The organism is Rhizobium sp. BK456 (genome assembly GCF_014194045.1).
In the GTDB taxonomy this organism is placed as follows: domain Bacteria; phylum Pseudomonadota; class Alphaproteobacteria; order Rhizobiales; family Rhizobiaceae; genus Rhizobium; species Rhizobium redzepovicii.
The window spans coordinates 1-17,336 of sequence record NZ_JACIAO010000008.1 but is presented as its reverse complement, the minus strand read 5'-3'; the positions used below and the strand labels follow the sequence as shown (position 1 = coordinate 17,336).

The following is a 17,336-nucleotide window of genomic DNA, read 5'->3' as shown; positions in this document are numbered from 1 at the left end:
ATAAGCGCTCGCTAAAAGGTGATCGTGACAAAATCGTGAGTGGCTGGCATTCTCTTGCCCGCCTAAAAACTATGCAGATCGAGAGCGGGGTTTCTCAATGCGCATGAAAAAGTTGTTTCTGGCGGCCGCTGCAGCAATGGGCGTCCTCCATGCGGTACCGGCGTTCGCGCAAGGACCGCAATGCGGCAATACCAGCGCCGGCTTCGAGGCCTGGGTTGCCGATTTCAAGCAGACGGCAGCAGCCAATGGCGTCAGCCAGGCGGTTCTGAGCCGCGCCTTTGCCAACGTCAATTACAACAAACCGACGATCGCCGCCGACCGCGGCCAGAAGAGCTTCAAACTCTCCTTCGACGCCTTCATGCAGAAGCGCGGCGGTGCCGCCGTCATCTCCCGCGGCCGCAGCATGAAAGCCGCCAACCAGGCGCTTTTTGCCTCGATCGAGCGCCGTTTCGGCGTTCCGGCCGGCCCGCTAATCGCCATCTGGGGCATGGAGACCGGTTTTGGCAGCTATATGGGCAACCAGCACACGCTGTCGGCCGTTTCGACGCTCGCCTATGACTGCCGCCGTTCGGACTATTTCACCGACCAGCTCTATGCCGCGCTCCAGCTCGTCTCCGAGGGTTATCTGAGCCCGCAGGCCAAGGGTGCTGCCCACGGTGAAATCGGCCAGACGCAGTTTCTGCCGCGCAATGTCGTGCGCTTCGGCGCCGACGGCGATGGCGATGGCCGAGTTGACATGGTCGGTTCGCGTGCCGATGCACTGGCCTCGACGGCGAATTTCCTCAAGGGCCATGGCTGGCGCGCCGGCGCCGGCTATCAGCCCGGAGAGCCGAATTTCGTCGCCATCCAGGGCTGGAACGCCGCCAGCGTCTATCAGCAGGCAATCGCTTATATCGGCCAGCAGATCGACGGCAAATAGGTCTTCTTCGACAACGATACCCGAAAACGCCGCTGGGACATGCGGCGTTTTTTATATGCGGGAATCAAAGCCGCCGCCGGAGGCCGTCTTGCGGCGCTCCTCCTGCGCCGGGACGATTGGCCCCGAAACGACACAATTGCGGCCGGAGGCCTTGGCGGCGTAGAGCGAGAGATCGGCGCGTTTGACCAGATCCTCGAAGTTCCGGTTGGCGGCTTCATTTGCCCGGCCGGCACATCCGAAACTTGCCGTCACCCTGAGAACCTCGCCACTCTCCAAGGGGATTTCCGCCGCCTCGATCGCCAGCCGCACGCGCTCGGCAACGATTGCCGCATCGTCGGGCGTCGAATCCGGCAGGAGCGCCAGGAACTCCTCGCCGCCATGACGGACCAGCAGATCGAAGGAACGGAAATTCGCGCGCGCGACGCCCGCGACATGCCGGAGCACGGCATCGCCAGCGTCATGGCCGTTGATATCGTTGATCTTCTTGAAATGATCGAGGTCGAAGAGCACGACGGAAATCCAGCGTGATCCGTGCTCGGCCTGCGTGAGAAGCGCCGATGCGGCAAACTCGAAGCCGCGCCTGTTGTAAAGGCCGGTCAGGAGATCGGTCTGGGCCGCGTTGCGCAACTCGCCGACCAGCGTCTCCCGGTCCCGCGTCAGCCGATCGATCAGGCGCAGACCCCTTGCCGCCAGCATCATCACCAAGGTCGCGAGGATGAGCAAGCCGGCGCACAGCGCCAGGATCCGCGTCAGGTGTATATGCGAACGCGTCGAAAAGTTTTCGCCGGTCTCGTGAATATCTCTCGCCGCCTCGATCATTTTCTGTTGCAGGAAAGTCATGCGTTCGCTCTGCGCAGCCGCCCAGACGTCGCGCACCGCAGGCGTCGGCCGCGATCCGGCGAGAATGGCGTCGGTGATCGCATTCGCCTTCACCTGGTCGCGGCGACCGAGATAGGCAACAATGTCGCGTACGATCGGCGCCGCCGAATGGAAGACCATGTGATCCATGCCCTCGCCGATCATGACCTTGCCCTGCACGAACAGCTCCACCGGAAATCTGGCGGACACGCCCTGGTCAAGGTAACGGCTGCCAATGCCGGTGATCAGCCTCTCCCCATAATAGGTCAGCATGATGCCCATCAGCTGGTTGGATTTCTCCAGCAGCACCGGGTCGCTGATCAAGGGTGAAAGCGCATCGACGACGGCAAGCTGCTTGAGAGCTGCGTACCAGTAGATCGACCCGGGATCGCTGCCGACATAACGGCCCTGGTCGACGGCGCCGCGCGCGGCGACGATGCGGCTATAGGCAAGGCTGAGAATCGACAATTCTTCCGCAAGCCCTTCATCGAGCGTATCGCGGGAAGGCAGGCTGGCATAGAAGGCAAGGCGCTCGTCATCGAGCGTTGCCCGGCTTTTCTGCATATCAGCGGCAGTTTTGCTGCTCGGATGCGCGAGATAAATGCGAGTGGCACCGATTTCGCTCAGGATCTCCGTGGCGGCGATCGACCCGCCACGGGCAAGAACGTCGGCGAACTGTCGGTCTTTCTCGAGATCGCTGTATTGGTTGACTGAAGCCCGTATGACGACGACGCCTTCAATGAGCATGAAGACGAAGGGCAGCATGATGGCGGCCAGGATAACCCTTTTGATGGTCTCGAACTTCATCGCCAATCGCCACGGTACTCAAAACGTCGGTCGTGCGCGACCAATTGACGCCAATCTTAGCAGCAATTCTTAATAAACTGATAAAGCGGCAGATCCCTAGATTTGGGGACGAATGAAGTCACGTGTCTCGGCGTCCATCACCCAGAGTTCGCCGGTCGAAATATCGAACCACGCGCCATGGAGATGCATTTTTCCCGCTTCCTCAAGTGCCTTGATGTCGGGAAAGCTTCTGAGATTTTCGATCGAATTGCGGATCGAGACACGCTCCAGCGCCGTCTGCCGCTCTGCGGCCGTCATCACGTCATTGCTCTGGATCTGCTCGGCAGCGGGCTTGACCAGCGACATCCAGCGGCCGATAAAATCGCCCGGCGACAGCGGCTCGGCATTGGGATCGAGCGCGGCGCGGATGCCGCCGCAGCGGCCGTGGCCCATCACGACGATATCCGAGACCTTCAGCGCCTGCACCGCAAATTCGAGCGCGGCCGACGTCGAATGGAAATGGCCGTCCGGCTCGTAGGGCGGCACCATGTTGGCGACGTTGCGGATGACGAAGAGCTCACCCGGGCCGGCATCGAAGATCAGCTCCGGTGCGGCACGTGAATCCGAACAGGCAATGACCAGCGTGCTCGGACTCTGACCGTTTTCGGCAAGCAGCCGATACCTGTCGCGGGCATCGGCATAACGCCCGTTCATGAAGTTGCGATAACCGTCCAGAAGGGAATTTGGAAAACGCTGCATGCTTCTGGATTAGCGCGCGCGGAAGACAAGATCAACTGCTGCACTGCAAAATGAGCACATTGACGGATGCATCATTTTTTCCGCCGCTGCGCCGGGTGCACGAGCCGGCGCATCTGCACCATGGCCATCGGCGTCGAGAGGCTGGACGCATCGCTCGCCAGCATCAACTCGTTGCTGCCGCGCTTGACGGCGCGCGCCAGCACCTCGAAGACGCTTGCTGTGGCAAGCTGAAGCGCCTTTTCGTCCTCGAGACCAGAAAGCAGGCGCGACAGGAAGACGGCAGCCAGCAGGTCGCCGAGACCGTTCGGCGGGTTTTCGACGACGCGGTGCTCGGCAAGAAGCGCGTGACGGCCGGAAAGATAGAGATTGCCGGTACCCCCTGCCATCATCGGCACGGCCGAGGTGACGAGCATGCGCGACGGCCCGAGCGCCAGCGCCGCCTCCATGATCGCGCTGTTGTCGTCAAGCGCTGCCCCGGACAGCCATGCAAGTTCGTAGCGGTTCGGCGTCGCCAGCGATGCGAGCGGGATCAGATGGTCGCGAATGGCCTCGGCGGTCGCCTCCGGCACGTAGAGACCGCCGAGATCACCCATGACCGGGTCGCAGACATAGAGAAGCTCGGGATTATCTTGCCTCAGCGCGGCGATCAGCCGAGCCACGGAGCGCGCCTGGGCGGCATTGCCGAAATAGCCCGAAAGCACAGCCTTGACTTCGCCGATCCAGGGCGCCCGGATCAGATTGTCGATCGCCGCGTCGAAATCCGCTTCCGCAAATGTAAGCCGCGTCGAGCGGCCGTGGCCGGGGTGCCAGGGCAGCACGATGGTCGGCAGCGCCCAGACCGGATGACCAAGCGTCTCCAGGGCAAAGACGGCCGCCCGGTTTCCGACCGAGCCGCGCACCACATGGCTGGAGATGACGATGACTGCGCCCGCTGCATTTTCCGACATGAGACAAGATCCGAATGATGACCGCGTTTGATGATCTTTTTGACGCCGCGCTGTCAACCGTTCTTCACGTGAACATGGAAATGTGCCGCGGAACGAAAAACAAAAAGAGGATCCTCCCGTTCGTTTTGGCCATGAAATCGGAAAAATCTCTGACAATTTCCCATTTTCAGCGTCAAAAAAGCATCAATACGATCCCTCAAGGCCGCATTTTAGAGATTTTTTCGCGAAATCTTCTGCTAGCTTGCAGAAAACCAGTCCATTGCGGGAGGCGATTCATGGCTGCCAGAAACAATCCGAAACGGGAAAAGCAGATCGAAAGCGCGCGCAAGATCGCCAAGGCGACGGGCGAAGCGCATCTCGATCCGGAAATTCTCTTCGGACGGGCCAGCAATGACGATCTCGAACTCTATACGCCTGAGATGCTGGCGCTCTCCGCCTTGCATTCGGCAAAGGAACTCGCCGCCTGGAACGGCAAGGCGCCCCGCGTCGGCATCGACACCATCGCCGATGTGACGCCCGGTGGCATTGCCGTTTCGGTGCTTTCGGTCACTGATCGGAACATGCCTTTCCTGTTTGAATCGGTCATGGGTGAAGTGACGAGCACCTATCGCGATCTGTTCATGGCCGTGCACCCCATCCTGGTCATGGAGAAAGGTAAGGCGCCTGGGCTCTATTCCGCCGATCACCCGAGCGACCCGGCCAACCGCGTCAGCCATATCCAGCTCCATATTGCGCCGCTCAACTCCGACCAAGCCTCTGATCTCGTCAAACGCATCGAAACCGTGCTCGAGCAGGTCCGCCTGTCGGTGTCCGACTGGAAGCCGATGCTCTCCAAGATCGATGGGGTGATCGCCGAGCTTTCAGCCAATGGCGCCAGCCGGAAGAAGGCTGATCGCGATGAAGCCGTCGCCTTCCTGACATGGCTTCGCGACGAGAATTTCACGTTCCTCGGGATGCGCGAATATGTCTATTCCGGCAAGGGTTCCGATGCCAGGGTCGAACGCGACAAGGGTACCGGCCTCGGCATTCTCTCCAATCCCGATGTGCTCGTGCTGCGCACCGGCAAGGATGCCGTGACGACGACGCCTGAGATCCTTGCTTTCCTCGACGGTCCCGACTTCCTGATCGTCACGAAGGCGAATGTGAAATCCATCGTCCATCGCCGGGCCTATATGGATTATGTCGGCGTCAAACGCTTCGACGCCGACGGCAACGTCACCGGCGAGCTGCGCATCGTCGGGCTTTTCACCTCGACGGCCTATACGTCGCTCGCCTCGGAAATCCCGCTGCTGCGTTCCAAGATCGAGAAGGTGAAGGAACATTTCGGCTTCGACCCGATGAGCCATTCCGGCCGCATGCTCGACAACACGCTGGAATCCTATCCGCGCGACGACCTTTTCCAGATCGACACCACGCTGCTTTCCAGTTTTGCCGAACAGATCAACGACCTCGCCGACCGGCCGCGCGTGCGCGTCCTGCCGCGCATCGACCATTTCGACCGCTTCGTCTCGGTGATCGTCTACGTGCCGCGCGAGGAATATGACTCGATCGTCCGCGAAAGGATCGGCACCTATCTGAAGACCGTCTATGACGGTCGTGTCTCCGCCTATTACCCGGCTTTCCCGGAAGGCGGCGTGGCGCGCGTGCATTTCATCATCGGCCGCTCCGGCGGCAAAACACCGCGCATTCCGCAGTCAAAGCTCGAGCAGGTGATCCGCGAGATCACCGCCCGCTGGGATGACCGTTTCGAGGCGCTGGCCGGACCCAAGGCACCGAAGATATCAGTCGACCAGGCCTTTCAGGATTCCTTCACGCCTGAAGAAACCGTGGCCGATCTCGCCGATATCGTTGCCTGCGCCGCCGGCGAGCCACTTCGCATCGAATTCTACCATCGTCAGGAAGAGCAGAGCCGCACCCTCTCGCTGAAGATTTTCCACGCCAGCGGCCAGCTGGCGCTGTCGCGCCGCGTGCCGCTGCTTGAGAATCTCGGCTTCAATGTCGTCAGCGAACGCACCTTCGACATCGATGTACCGGCGACAGACGGAGAAACGAAACTCGTCGTGCTGCACGATATGGAACTCGAGGCCCGCAACGGCGGCCACATCGATCTGCAGCGTTACGGCGCCGCCCTCGAGGAAGCTTTTGTCGCCGCCTTCGCCGGCACGATCGACAATGACAGCTTCAACCGGCTGATCCTCTCGGCCGGGCTCTCGGCGCGCGAGACGAACGTGCTGCGCGCCTATGCGCGTTATCTCCGCCAGGCGGGCATCGCCTATTCGCAGGATTATATCGCCACCACGCTCGACAAATATCCCGGTGTCGCCGCCGCCATCTTCCGGCTCTTCCACGACACGCTCGATACCCGGCTTTCCGAAAAGGCCCGTGTCAAGAAGCTTGCCGACCTGCATCAGGCGATCGAAGTCGAGCTTGCCGCCGTGCCGAGCCTTGACGACGACCGTATCCTGCGCCGCTACGTCAATATCGTCGATGCGACGCTTCGCACCAATTATTTCCAAAAGAATGCCGATGGATCGCCGAAGCCGATGCTGGCCTTCAAGCTTGATCCGCACTTGGTCGACGGGCTGCCGCAGCCCAAACCCTTCCGCGAGATGTTCGTCTACGGCGTCGAAGTCGAAGGCGTGCACCTGCGCTTCGGCAAGGTGGCACGCGGTGGCCTGCGCTGGTCGGACCGCGCCGAGGATTACCGCACCGAAGTGCTCGGTCTCGTCAAGGCCCAGCAGGTGAAGAACGCGGTCATTGTGCCGGTCGGCGCCAAGGGCGGTTTCTATCCGAAGAAGCTCCCCGTCGGCGGCAGCCGCGACGAGATCTTCAACGCCGGCCGCGAGGCTTACAAGACCTATATCCGCACGCTGCTGTCGATCACCGACAATATATCGGGCGCCGAGATCGTGCCGCCGAAGGATACGGTCAGGCTCGACGGCGACGACCCCTATTTCGTGGTCGCCGCCGACAAGGGCACCGCGACCTTCTCAGACACCGCCAATGCGCTGGCGCAGGAAGCCGGCTTCTGGCTGGACGATGCCTTCGCCTCCGGCGGCTCGGCCGGTTACGACCACAAGAAGATGGGCATCACCGCGCGCGGCGCCTGGGAAACCGTCAAACGCCATTTCCGTGAAATGGACATCGACATCCAGACGACGCCCTTCACGGTCGCCGGCGTCGGCGACATGTCGGGCGACGTTTTCGGCAACGGCATGCTGCTCTCTCCGAAGATCCGGCTGATAGCCGCCTTCGACCACCGCGATATCGTCATCGATCCTGATCCCGATATGGAAAAGACCCTCGCCGAACGCCAGCGGCTCTTCGACCTGCCGCGGTCAAGCTGGCAGGATTTCAACAAAAGCGTGCTCTCCAAGGGTGCGATGATCATCTCCCGCGCGACGAAATCGGTCACGCTGACACCGGAAGCGGTGGCCGCCATCGGCATCGACAAGGCCGTGGCCACGCCCTTCGAAATCATCACGGCGATCCTGAAGAGCCCGGTAGACCTGCTCTGGTTCGGCGGCATCGGCACCTATGTGAAAGCCCCGTCCGAAACCGATGCCGAAGTCGGCGACCGCGCCAACGACCCGATCCGCGTCACCGCGGTTGAGGTGCGCGCCAAGGTGATCGGCGAGGGCGCAAACCTCGGCGTCACCCAGAAGGGCCGCATCGCCTACGGTCTCAAGGGCGGACGCTGCAACTCCGACGCCATCGACAATTCGGCCGGCGTCAACACCTCGGACGTTGAGGTCAACATTAAGATCGCACTGGCGGCCGCCATGCATGACGGGCGCCTGACTCGGGCAAAACGCGACCAGCTTCTGTCTTCGATGACCAGCGAAGTGGCGAGCCTGGTGCTGCGCAACAACTACCTGCAATCGCTGGCAATTTCATTGACGGAACGCAAGGGCACGGCAAACGGCCTGGAGCTTGGCCGTTTCATGAGCGTGCTCGAGGCGGCCGGCCAGTTGAACCGGAAGGTCGAGACGCTGCCGGACGAACAGACGCTGGCCGAACGCTATACCGCCGGCAAGCCGCTGACGCGACCGGAAATCGGCGTGCTGGTATCCTATGCCAAGATCGTGCTCTTCGATGCGCTGGCCGCCAGCGATCTGCCGGATGACCCCTATTTTACCGCGACGCTTTTGAATTATTTCCCCGTCAAGATGCAGAAGTCGAACGCCGGCGATATCGCCGGTCATCGCCTGAAGCGCGAAATTGTCGCGACGGTGCTTGCCAACGAAGCGATCAACCGCGGCGGGCCGAGCTTCACCGTTGCCATGATGGATGCGACGGCGGCTTCGGCACCGGAAGTGGTGCGCGCGGCAATCGTTGCGCGCGATGGTTTCGACCTGACCCGGCTCTGGGCCGAAACGGATGCGCTCGACGGCCGGATATCCGGCGAAATGCAGAACCGCATCTACGAGGAAATCAGCCATAGCTTTACCGTATTGACGCGCCTGCTGTTGAAGACCGCGATGACCAAGTCGGATATGGCCGAAGTGATTAGCCGGCTGCAGGCCGCTCTGAAGAAACTGAAGCCCGCCTTTGCCGAACAATCGGCCGGCGATGCCGCAGCGCGCCAAGCCGAATATACCCAGGCGGGCGTGCCCGAAAAGCTCGCAGCCGAGATCGCCAACCTCCAGACCTTCGCGCTCGTGCCTGAGATCATGCAGATCGCCGAGCGCACCGGCGAGCCCCTGGTGCGCGCCGCTGAAAACTACTTCGCAGTATCCCAGACCTTCCGGATTGCCCGGCTGCTGGCGGCGGGTGGGCGGATCCTCACCTCCGACCATTACGAGAACCTGGCGCTTGCTCGCAGCATCGACCAGATCGCCAGCGCAAGACGCGACATCGTCATCTCGGCGCTGTCCGATCACGGCAAGGAAAAGCTCCCGGTTCAGGCCTGGCATGCCCAGGATCGCATCCGCATCAACCGGATCGTCGAAGAGCTATCGAGCCTCAGCGACGGCGGCGATCCCAATCTTGCGCGTATTACCGTTGCTGCAGGTATCCTGACCGATCTTGCGCGCGACCGGGCGAGGTGAGACAGTCCGCGGAAAAGGAGCGGATGTTGAATCGCATCGACTGGACAGGAACGCAGCCGCCGAAAGCCACGGAGAAGGGCATCTGGGGGTGGATGTTCTTCGATTGGGCAGCCCAGCCCTTCTTTACCGTGGTCACCACCTTCATCTTCGGTCCCTATTTCGTCTCCCGTCTGACCGATGACCCGGTTTCCGCGCAGACGACGTGGAGCAACATGGCGACGATCTCCTCGGTGATCATCGCCCTGCTCTCGCCCATCCTCGGCTCGATCGCCGACCAGTCCGGCGCACGCAAGCCCTGGATCGGCTTTTTCGCGGTCATCAAGATCGCGAGCCTTTTCTGCCTGTGGTTCGCAGCCCCCGGCTCGCCTGTTCTTTATCCGGTCATTTTCATGATCCTCGCCTCGATTTCGGCTGAGTTTTCGATCGTCTTCAACGATTCGATGATGCCGCGCCTGGTCGCCAAACACGAGGTCGGCAAGCTCTCCAACACAGCCTGGGGGCTCGGTTATCTTGGCGGCATCATCGTGCTCATTGCCGTCGTCACGCTTCTGGCGGCGAGCCCGGAGAGCGGCAAGACCATCCTCGGCCTCGAGCCGCTCTTCGGTCTCGATCCTCGGACCGGAGAGGATGCACGCATCACCGGGCCGATTTCGGCCGTCTGGTATCTGATCTTCATCCTGCCGATGTTCTTCTTCACGCCGGATGTCAGCAGAGGTCTTCCGTTCGGCACCGCCGTCCGCGCCGGCCTGCGGGAAGTGAAAAACACGCTTGGCGAACTCAAGGAACGCCGCGGCATACTGACATTTCTCATCGCCCGGATGATCTATCAGGACGGGGTCAACGGCCTGCTGATCCTCGGCGGTATCTTCGCCGCCGGCATGTTCGGCTGGGCAACGATCGAGATCGGCATCTACGGCATCATCCTCAATGTCGTCGCGATCTTCGGTTGCCTGATCGCCGGCCGCATCGACAAGGGTGTCGGTTCGAAGGTGACGGTCGTCATCAGCCTGACCATGCTGCTTCTCGCCACGATCGGCATCATTTCGACAGGACCGGGTTACACCCTGTTTGGCCTGCTGCCGCTGCCGACGGCGGATTCCGGCGGCCTCTTCGGCACTGCGGCGGAAAAAGCCTATATCCTCTACGGCCTGCTGATCGGGTTCGCCTTCGGGCCGGTGCAGGCCTCGTCGCGCTCCTATCTCGCCCGCAGCGTCAGCCCTGAAGAGGCCGGCCGCTACTTTGGCATCTACGCGCTTTCGGGGCGCGCCACGAGTTTCATGGCGACGCTGCTCTTCTCGCTGGTGACCTATATGAGCGGATCACCGCGGCTTGGAATGGCCACGCTGATCCTGTTTCTCGCCGGCGGACTAGTGCTCCTGATCCGCACGCCCTATCCGGCCGACCGCGCATAGACGCCCAATTAGTGCCGGAAGTGGCGCATACCGGTGAAGACCATGGCGATGCCATGTTCATTGGCGGCATCGATGACCTCCTGGTCGCGCATCGAACCGCCCGGCTGGATCACCGCGGTCGCGCCTGCGGCGATCATCGACAGGAGACCGTCGGCAAACGGCAGGAAGGCTTCGGAGGCGACTGCCGAGCCATGCGTCATCGGCACTGCCAGGCCAAGCGCCTTCGCGGCTTCTTCCGCCTTCAGCGCGGCGATGCGGGCGGAATCGACGCGGCTCATCTGGCCGGCGCCGATGCCGGCCGTCTGGCCGTCCTTGGCATAGACCACGGCGTTCGATTTCACGTGCTTGCCGATCTTGAAGGCGAACTTCATATCGTCAAGCTCCTGCGCGGTGGGCGCGCGCTTGGTGACGACCTTGAGCTCCAGATCCTCGACCATGCCGTTATCGCGGCTCTGGACCAGCAGGCCGCCGGAAACGGTCTTCGCTGTCAGGCCCGCAGCACGCGGGTCTGGCAGGCCGCCGGCCGACAGCAGCCGCAGGTTCGGCTTGCGGGCGATGATCGCCTTCGCTTCCTCGGTCACATCAGGCGCGATAATCACTTCGGTGAAGAGCTTGACGATCTCTTCGGCCGTTTCGGCATCCAGCGTCCGATTGAGCGCGATGATGCCGCCGAAGGCGGAAACGCTGTCGCAGGCAAGCGCCCGCCGATAGGCCTCGACCAGGCTCGACCCGGTGGCGACGCCGCAGGGATTGGCATGCTTGATGATGGCGCAGGCCGGCGCCTTCTCGGGCAGGAACTCGGCGACCAGCTCGTAGGCGGCATCCGTATCGTTGATATTGTTGTAGGAGAGCTGCTTGCCCTGGAGGAGGGCAGCCGTGGAAACACCCGGGCGCTTCTCGCCGGTCACATAGAAGGCAGCCTTCTGGTGTGGGTTTTCGCCGTAACGCATCTCTTCCTTCAGTGCACCGCCGATAACGCGGTGGCGCGGCGTGTCGATCGACAGCGCTTCTGCGAACCAGTTGGAAATCACGGCGTCATAGGCCGCGGTGCGGGCATAGGCCTTGGCGGCCATACGCTGGCGGAAGGCATAGGCCGTCTTGCCGGCATCGGCGGAAAGCTGCTCCTTGAACTCGGCATAATCGTTGGGGTCGGTCAGAATGGTCACATAGGCATGGTTCTTGGCCGATGCGCGGATCATCGCCGGGCCGCCGATATCGATATTCTCGACGGTGGTGGGATAATCGCCGCCGGCCGCGCGCACTTCCTCGAAGGGATAGAGGTTGATGACGGCGAGGTCGATGGCCTCGATGCCGTGGGTCTTCATCGCCTCCTGATGTTCGCTATCGTCCCGGATCGCCAGCAGGCCACCATGCACCGTCGGATGCAGCGTCTTGACCCTCCCGTCCATGATCTCGGGAAAGCCGGTGATCTCGGAGACATCGGTAACGGCAAGGCCGGCGGCGGCGATCGCCTTGTAGGTGCCGCCGGTCGACAGCAGCCGTACGCCTCGTTCCGACAGTGCCTGGGCGAGTTCGACGATCCCGGTCTTGTCGAAGACGGAGAGGAGGGCGGTCTTGATTTCGACCTTGTCGGGGGCGGGGATCTTCTTGGAAATGACGGCCATGAAACCTTCTCCGTTCGGGCTTCGGGAGACATCCGCTTGGTTTAGAGCAGGATTCGGATTTCAGGCCGGCTCGGGCCTAAGATCATCCTGCTCCAGGACGCTCGCATTCTGAGGCCGCGTTAGCACAGCTTCGCCGCCGCGCAAACAGGTGCTATCCCTTGCGGGACAAAAACCAGCGGATTTCCGTCTTCTCGGCAAGATCGAAGTCGATTTCGATCTGGTCCGAGCCGCAAATGCCGGAGCTGTCGGCAAAGAATATGTCCTCGGTGATCAGCACTTCATTGCCGGGCGCCGAAAACAGCCAGCTTTCGCCGTCCGGCGCCGTCAGCAGCACGGACTCCCCGTCGCTCTGCTGCAGGACGATGGAGGGATGGATATGAAAACGGGCGACGGCCTTCAGGGGCTTGTCATGCTCAGATCCTTCCCGGACGACGAGCCGGTCGCGCCCGGTCACGATCGAGCCTGCGCCATTGAGTGTCAGCTCACGCTCGTGCAACACCCCAAACACCCTGAGATAACCGTCATGGCTGAGTTTGATGCCGTCGCGTCCGTCCTCCGTTTCGGCGCGCTCGACGGTGACTGTTCTCACCGGTTCGGTAATCGCGTGATTGAGGAAGGGCGAGGGCGAAAAGCGGCTGGACGAAGTGTCGTTCAAAATAACAGTCGAATGCGCCGCCGTCGTGCGCGCCATCTGGACATAGCGGTGCCCGGCAAATTTCGGCGAGCCCGAATTGATGATGAAGCGGTGGCGGCCGGACGACATTTCGAAGGAGAGGCTTCCGGCATGCACGGTCCGCAACGCGCCTCCTGAAGGCGGCGTGCCGGCATCGGCAATGATGACTGTTTTTCCGCCGGAAAGCCGCTGATAGCGCGACTGCGGCAAAGCCTTGAACGGCTGGCCGGCGGTCTCGTCATATCTGAGCACCGAGATCAGCTCGTTTGCCAACGTTGATGTCGCCCCGTTGAACAGCGCCAGATCCCCGTCCTGATGGCGAAAGAACCGCAGCGCCGGATAGATGCGGTCTATGCCGGAGATCAGCTTCTGCGGCAGGTCATGGCCGAGATTGACATAGGTTTGTCTCAACGGCAGCAGATCGAGCAGCAATTCCAGGCCGACGCGCGGATTGCGCGAGATATGGCCGCCATCCGGCAGAATCTGGCTATCGAATTCGCGGTCGAGCGCCTGTGCTGCCTTTCTGAGCGTCGATGCGCGGGCAGGCATGGCGACGGAGGCCATGGCGAGCGCGATACGCAGCCGAAACAGCTCCAGGCCGCCAAGCGTATAGGGCGCCATGCGGTGCAGGAACCTCACCTGGAAGGCCAGCGACTTCATGAAGCGGCGATAAAAGCCACGGTCGGCATTCTGCAGCACCACCGGCGAATGCGAGAGCCAGGCTATGACGCGTTGCGCGGTGACGTCGATCTCCCATGCAATCCCCTCCATGCGGCCGGCATGGATGGAAAGCCAGCTGTCGACGATCGCGCGGGCAGCGGCCGAACTGCGCTCCGTCTTGTTCGCTCGGATATGCCGCAGCCAACCGAAGCTGTGAAGGCGGATCGCGAAGGGGCGCGAAGGCAGGGTAAAGGTGAAGGGTGACTTTCCACTCGTTTCCAGCATCCGCCCGGCCAGCAGAAATCGTCCGTTGAGGATCTCGTCGGCCACATGCGAATCGATGCTGCGGAGATCGGTCGGCGCGACGATCAGACGCTCGGGCACGTTGATCGAATGGCGGAAGAGCTTTAGGCGCAGCAATGCGACGCGGCGCAAGGCGCGCCGCCAAGCCTCCCGAACATACATGCTCGCAAAACGCCGACCGGACTGCATATTCTATTGTCTATTGACCCTCGTGGTTAAGAATAGGTAAAAAGCGGCCGATTTCATCGCCCGCAATGAATTAATTCGTAACAATGTTCGAATATACGCAAATTAACGTGTTTCACCCGCGGTCACGCGCGGATGTAAAGCGTCTGGCGTGGGCAGACGTGGCACGACGCGCGTGAGCCCGCAGTCAGGCCACGCGCCGCAGCATGGCGGCATAAAAGCCGTCGAGACCGGAGGCGATGCCATCAGGCATTTTCAGCATGGTCGGAAGCGTGCGGAATTCGCCGAGCGGCGTGATCGCCGCTTCAAGGCCGGGCCAGTCGCCGGCATCGATGCGAACGCGCTCGATCTCATCCGTGTCGGCAAGAACGCGGGCAACGACCTCCTCGCCTTCGGCGGGATCCAGCGAACAATTCGAAAAAACCAGAGTGCCACCCGGCTTAAGCAATGTCAGCGCATGACGCAGCAGCCGCTCCTGCAGCGCTGCCAGCCTGCCGATATCCTCGGGTCCCTTGGTCCACAACACATCGGGGTGCCGGCGTGTTGTGCCGGTGGAAGAGCAGGGCGCATCGAGCAGGATTGCATCGAAACGCTCGGCCGGTTCGAATGTCGTCAGGTCCGCCGCGATCGTCTCGGCTTTAAGGCTGAGCCGGTCGAGATTCGACCGCAGCCGTCTCAGCCGGCTTTCCGACTGGTCAAGCGCAGTGACCGCACCGCCGGCAAGAATGAGCTGCGCCGTCTTGCCGCCGGGCGCGGCGCAGAGATCGGCGGCGCGCTTGCCCGAGAGATCGCCGAACAGCCTGGCCGGAATGCTTGCGGCCGCATCCTGCACCCACCACGCGCCCTCATCGAAGCCTTCAAGCGACGGGATGCCGCCATCGAAAGCCGCGAGCCGCACACCGCCGGTCGGCAGTGCAACGCCGTTCAGCCGCTTTGCCCAGCCTTCGGCATCCGACTTGACGGTCAGGTCGATTGCGGCCGGTTGGAGCTGGGATTCCGAAATCGCCAGCGCCGCGTCCCGGCCATAGGCTTTTTCCAGCCTGGCGATGAACCAGGCCGGCATCGGCGCGACCTTGCCGATCTCGGCGAGCACCTCATCTTTCTCGCGGCCGAGCCGGCGAAGAACGGCATTGACCAGCTTGGCGAAACGCCGGTTGCGCGGATCCTGATTGGCCTGCTCGACGGCAAGATCGACGGCCGAATGGTCGGGCACATCGAGATAGAGGATCTGTGCGGCGCCGATCGAAAGCACATGCTGCAGCGCCCGTGCCCCCTCCGGCAGCGGCGATTCCAGCAGCGAACCTATGGCGGCATCGATACGCGGCAGATGGCGCAGCGTCGTGTTCAAGATGGCGCGGACAAGCGCCCGGTCGCTTTCGCCAAGCGCCCGATAGGCCGGATTGCCGTGTTCATGATCGAGGGCACCGTCGAGCGGCAGTTTGCGATCGACGACGGCGCCGAGAATTTTTGCCGCCGCGGCCCGTGCCTGCAGGCCAGGTTTTACAGGCGCGGATCGCTCGGCGGAGGGCCTATGCTTGCGGAATGGTTTCTTCGTGCCGTCTGAATTCAAGACCATGGACCTTTTGGCGGTTGCGAACCACCGCGACCAAGACCCGTATCCGGAACAGAGCGCGATTTGCGCGACGGATTAGCAGCCCGAACCGGCGGCGTCGAGACGTTCATGCCGCCCTGCGCCATGTCCTGCAGCGCAGCGATGCGGTTTTCCGTGTTCGGATGCGTGGAAAACAGATTGTCCATGCGCTCGCCGGAGAGCGGATTGATGATGAACATATGCGCGGTCGCCGGGTTGCGTTCGGCATCCGCGTTCGGCACATGGGCAGCGCCGCGGGCAATCTTGCCGAGTGCCGAGGCCAGCCAGAGCGGATTGCCGCAGATTTCGGCGCCGCGGCGGTCGGCCGAATATTCGCGCGTCCGGCTGATTGCCATCTGCACCAGCATGGCCGCAAGCGGCGCCACGATCATCGCGACGAGGACGCCGACGAATCCGAGGGGATTGTTGTTGTTTTCCCGGTTGCCGCCAAAGAAGAAGGCGAAGTTGCCGAGCATCGAGATTGCCCCGGCAAGCGTTGCCGTGATCGTCATCGTCAGCGTGTCGCGGTTCTGAATATGGGCGAGCTCATGCGCCATCACACCGGCGACCTCCTCTGGAGACAATGCTTGGAGCAGGCCGGTCGAGGCGGCGACGGCGGCGTTCTCGGGATTGCGGCCGGTGGCAAAGGCATTCGGCTGCGGGCTGTCATAGAGATAGACCTTCGGCATCGGCAGGCCGGCATTGCGGGCGAGATTGCGCACGATCGCAAAGAACTCCGGTGCGTTGCGCTCATCGACTTGCTGGGCGCGATAGGCCGAAAGCACCATGCGGTCGGAATTCCAATAGGAGAAGAAATTCATGCCGGCGGCAATGACGAAAGCAATCATCATGCCGGCGCGACCGCCGATCAGAAAGCCGACAAACACGAAAAGCGCCGTCATGAAGGCAAGCAACATGGCAGTGCGGACGAGGTTCATTGCGGATCTCCATCTCCGATTTCGCCGGCGCAAGCTTTCAATCGCGGCACCGGCACATTATGATTTGGTTATTCACCAGCCATTTTCAATATTTTCGGGCAGGAGATGCCATGCAGGACGCCGATAACGACAATAGCCAAACGCCGACTGCCGAGGCATCGCAGCCGCGCAAGATGCTGTCCCCGGCTGCCAAACGTGCGCTTGCCGAAGCCGAGGAGCGGCGAAAGAACCAGAAGCCGCTGGAGCTGCCACCGGAAACCGGCGGCCGCGGCGGCGCCGAGCCGGCCCGCTTCGGCGATTACGAGATCAATGGCCGGGCGATCGATTTTTAGGTTTTCTCGTCTCGGTCGGGAACTGACACGCGAGGTGCTGGACGGAATGGTCGATCGTTGCCAAACAATCCGGCTAACGGCACCTCGCGGGCAATCTTCTCTTACAGCAATATGAGGAGCCGCCGGCCACGCCTCCAAATGTAGGAAGTGAGCCGCCCCAGAACCCGGTAGGCCGGAGCGGCTCGCTATATCAGGCCGTCGCCTTGTTTTGCCGGTTGGCGATCAGATCGTCGACGACGGCCGGATCGGCGAGCGTCGAGGTATCGCCAAGCGCGCCGAAATCGTCTTCGGCGATC

11 protein-coding genes are annotated in these 17,336 nt (G+C 62.0%); 4 read left to right on the top strand and 7 right to left on the bottom strand.

The genetic code is table 11. From position 1 onward, the window contains the following. Positions 1-97 precede the first annotated feature (97 nt). Positions 98-919, top strand: a complete 822-nt coding sequence (locus FHX03_RS21735; RefSeq protein ID WP_097625069.1) for a lytic transglycosylase domain-containing protein — start codon at positions 98-100, stop codon at positions 917-919. Positions 920-970: 51 nt separating this feature from the next. Here FHX03_RS21735 and FHX03_RS21730 read toward each other — a convergent pair whose 3' ends face one another. The 3 genes from FHX03_RS21730 to pdxY form a co-directional block, all read right to left on the bottom strand. After that, positions 971-2,584, bottom strand: coding sequence for a GGDEF domain-containing protein (locus FHX03_RS21730; RefSeq protein ID WP_183855404.1), 1,614 nt, complete (start codon positions 2,582-2,584; stop codon positions 971-973). Positions 2,585-2,680: 96 nt separating this feature from the next. After that, positions 2,681-3,322, bottom strand: coding sequence for a carbonic anhydrase (locus FHX03_RS21725; protein WP_097625071.1), 642 nt, complete (start codon positions 3,320-3,322; stop codon positions 2,681-2,683). 71 nt (positions 3,323-3,393) lie between these two features. After that, entirely contained in the window at positions 3,394-4,269 is an 876-nt protein-coding gene (gene pdxY / locus FHX03_RS21720) for a pyridoxal kinase PdxY (protein WP_183855402.1), read from the bottom strand. A gap of 275 nt (positions 4,270-4,544) precedes the next feature. On the opposite strand from pdxY, the gene FHX03_RS21715 reads away from it, so the two are divergent. Both FHX03_RS21715 and FHX03_RS21710 read left to right on the top strand, forming a co-directional pair. Then, the gene (locus FHX03_RS21715; protein WP_183855400.1) at positions 4,545-9,320 is read left to right on the top strand and encodes an NAD-glutamate dehydrogenase; all 4,776 of its coding nucleotides are present in this window, start codon (positions 4,545-4,547) and stop codon (positions 9,318-9,320) included. A gap of 23 nt (positions 9,321-9,343) precedes the next feature. Beyond that, on the top strand, positions 9,344-10,732 hold the full coding sequence (locus tag FHX03_RS21710) for an MFS transporter (protein WP_183855398.1): 1,389 nt from the start codon (positions 9,344-9,346) through the stop codon (positions 10,730-10,732). Positions 10,733-10,740: 8 nt separating this feature from the next. On the opposite strand, the gene purH is transcribed toward FHX03_RS21710, so the two are convergent. The 4 genes from purH to htpX all read right to left on the bottom strand — a co-directional run bounded on the left by purH (position 10,741) and on the right by htpX (position 16,708). Continuing rightward, complete coding sequence (purH, locus tag FHX03_RS21705; protein ID WP_097625075.1) at positions 10,741-12,357, bottom strand: bifunctional phosphoribosylaminoimidazolecarboxamide formyltransferase/IMP cyclohydrolase; 1,617 nt, start codon at positions 12,355-12,357, stop codon at positions 10,741-10,743. 151 nt (positions 12,358-12,508) lie between these two features. Continuing rightward, positions 12,509-14,182 carry a heparinase II/III family protein gene (locus FHX03_RS21700; RefSeq protein WP_183855396.1) on the bottom strand — a complete coding sequence of 558 codons (1,674 nt, stop codon included), beginning with the start codon at positions 14,180-14,182 and terminating at the stop codon, positions 12,509-12,511. 184 nt (positions 14,183-14,366) lie between these two features. After that, complete coding sequence (locus tag FHX03_RS21695; RefSeq protein ID WP_183855394.1) at positions 14,367-15,755, bottom strand: RsmB/NOP family class I SAM-dependent RNA methyltransferase; 1,389 nt, start codon at positions 15,753-15,755, stop codon at positions 14,367-14,369. Continuing rightward, a complete protein-coding gene (gene htpX, locus FHX03_RS21690) occupies positions 15,746-16,708 on the bottom strand; it encodes a zinc metalloprotease HtpX (RefSeq protein WP_183855392.1) in 963 nt (320 codons plus the stop codon). The genes FHX03_RS21695 and htpX overlap by 10 nt, the downstream gene beginning before the upstream one ends. A gap of 110 nt (positions 16,709-16,818) precedes the next feature. Here htpX and FHX03_RS21685 point away from each other — a divergent pair, with 110 nt between their 5' ends. Continuing rightward, entirely contained in the window at positions 16,819-17,040 is a 222-nt protein-coding gene (locus FHX03_RS21685; RefSeq protein ID WP_097625079.1) for a DUF1674 domain-containing protein, read from the top strand. Positions 17,041-17,336 lie beyond the last annotated feature (296 nt).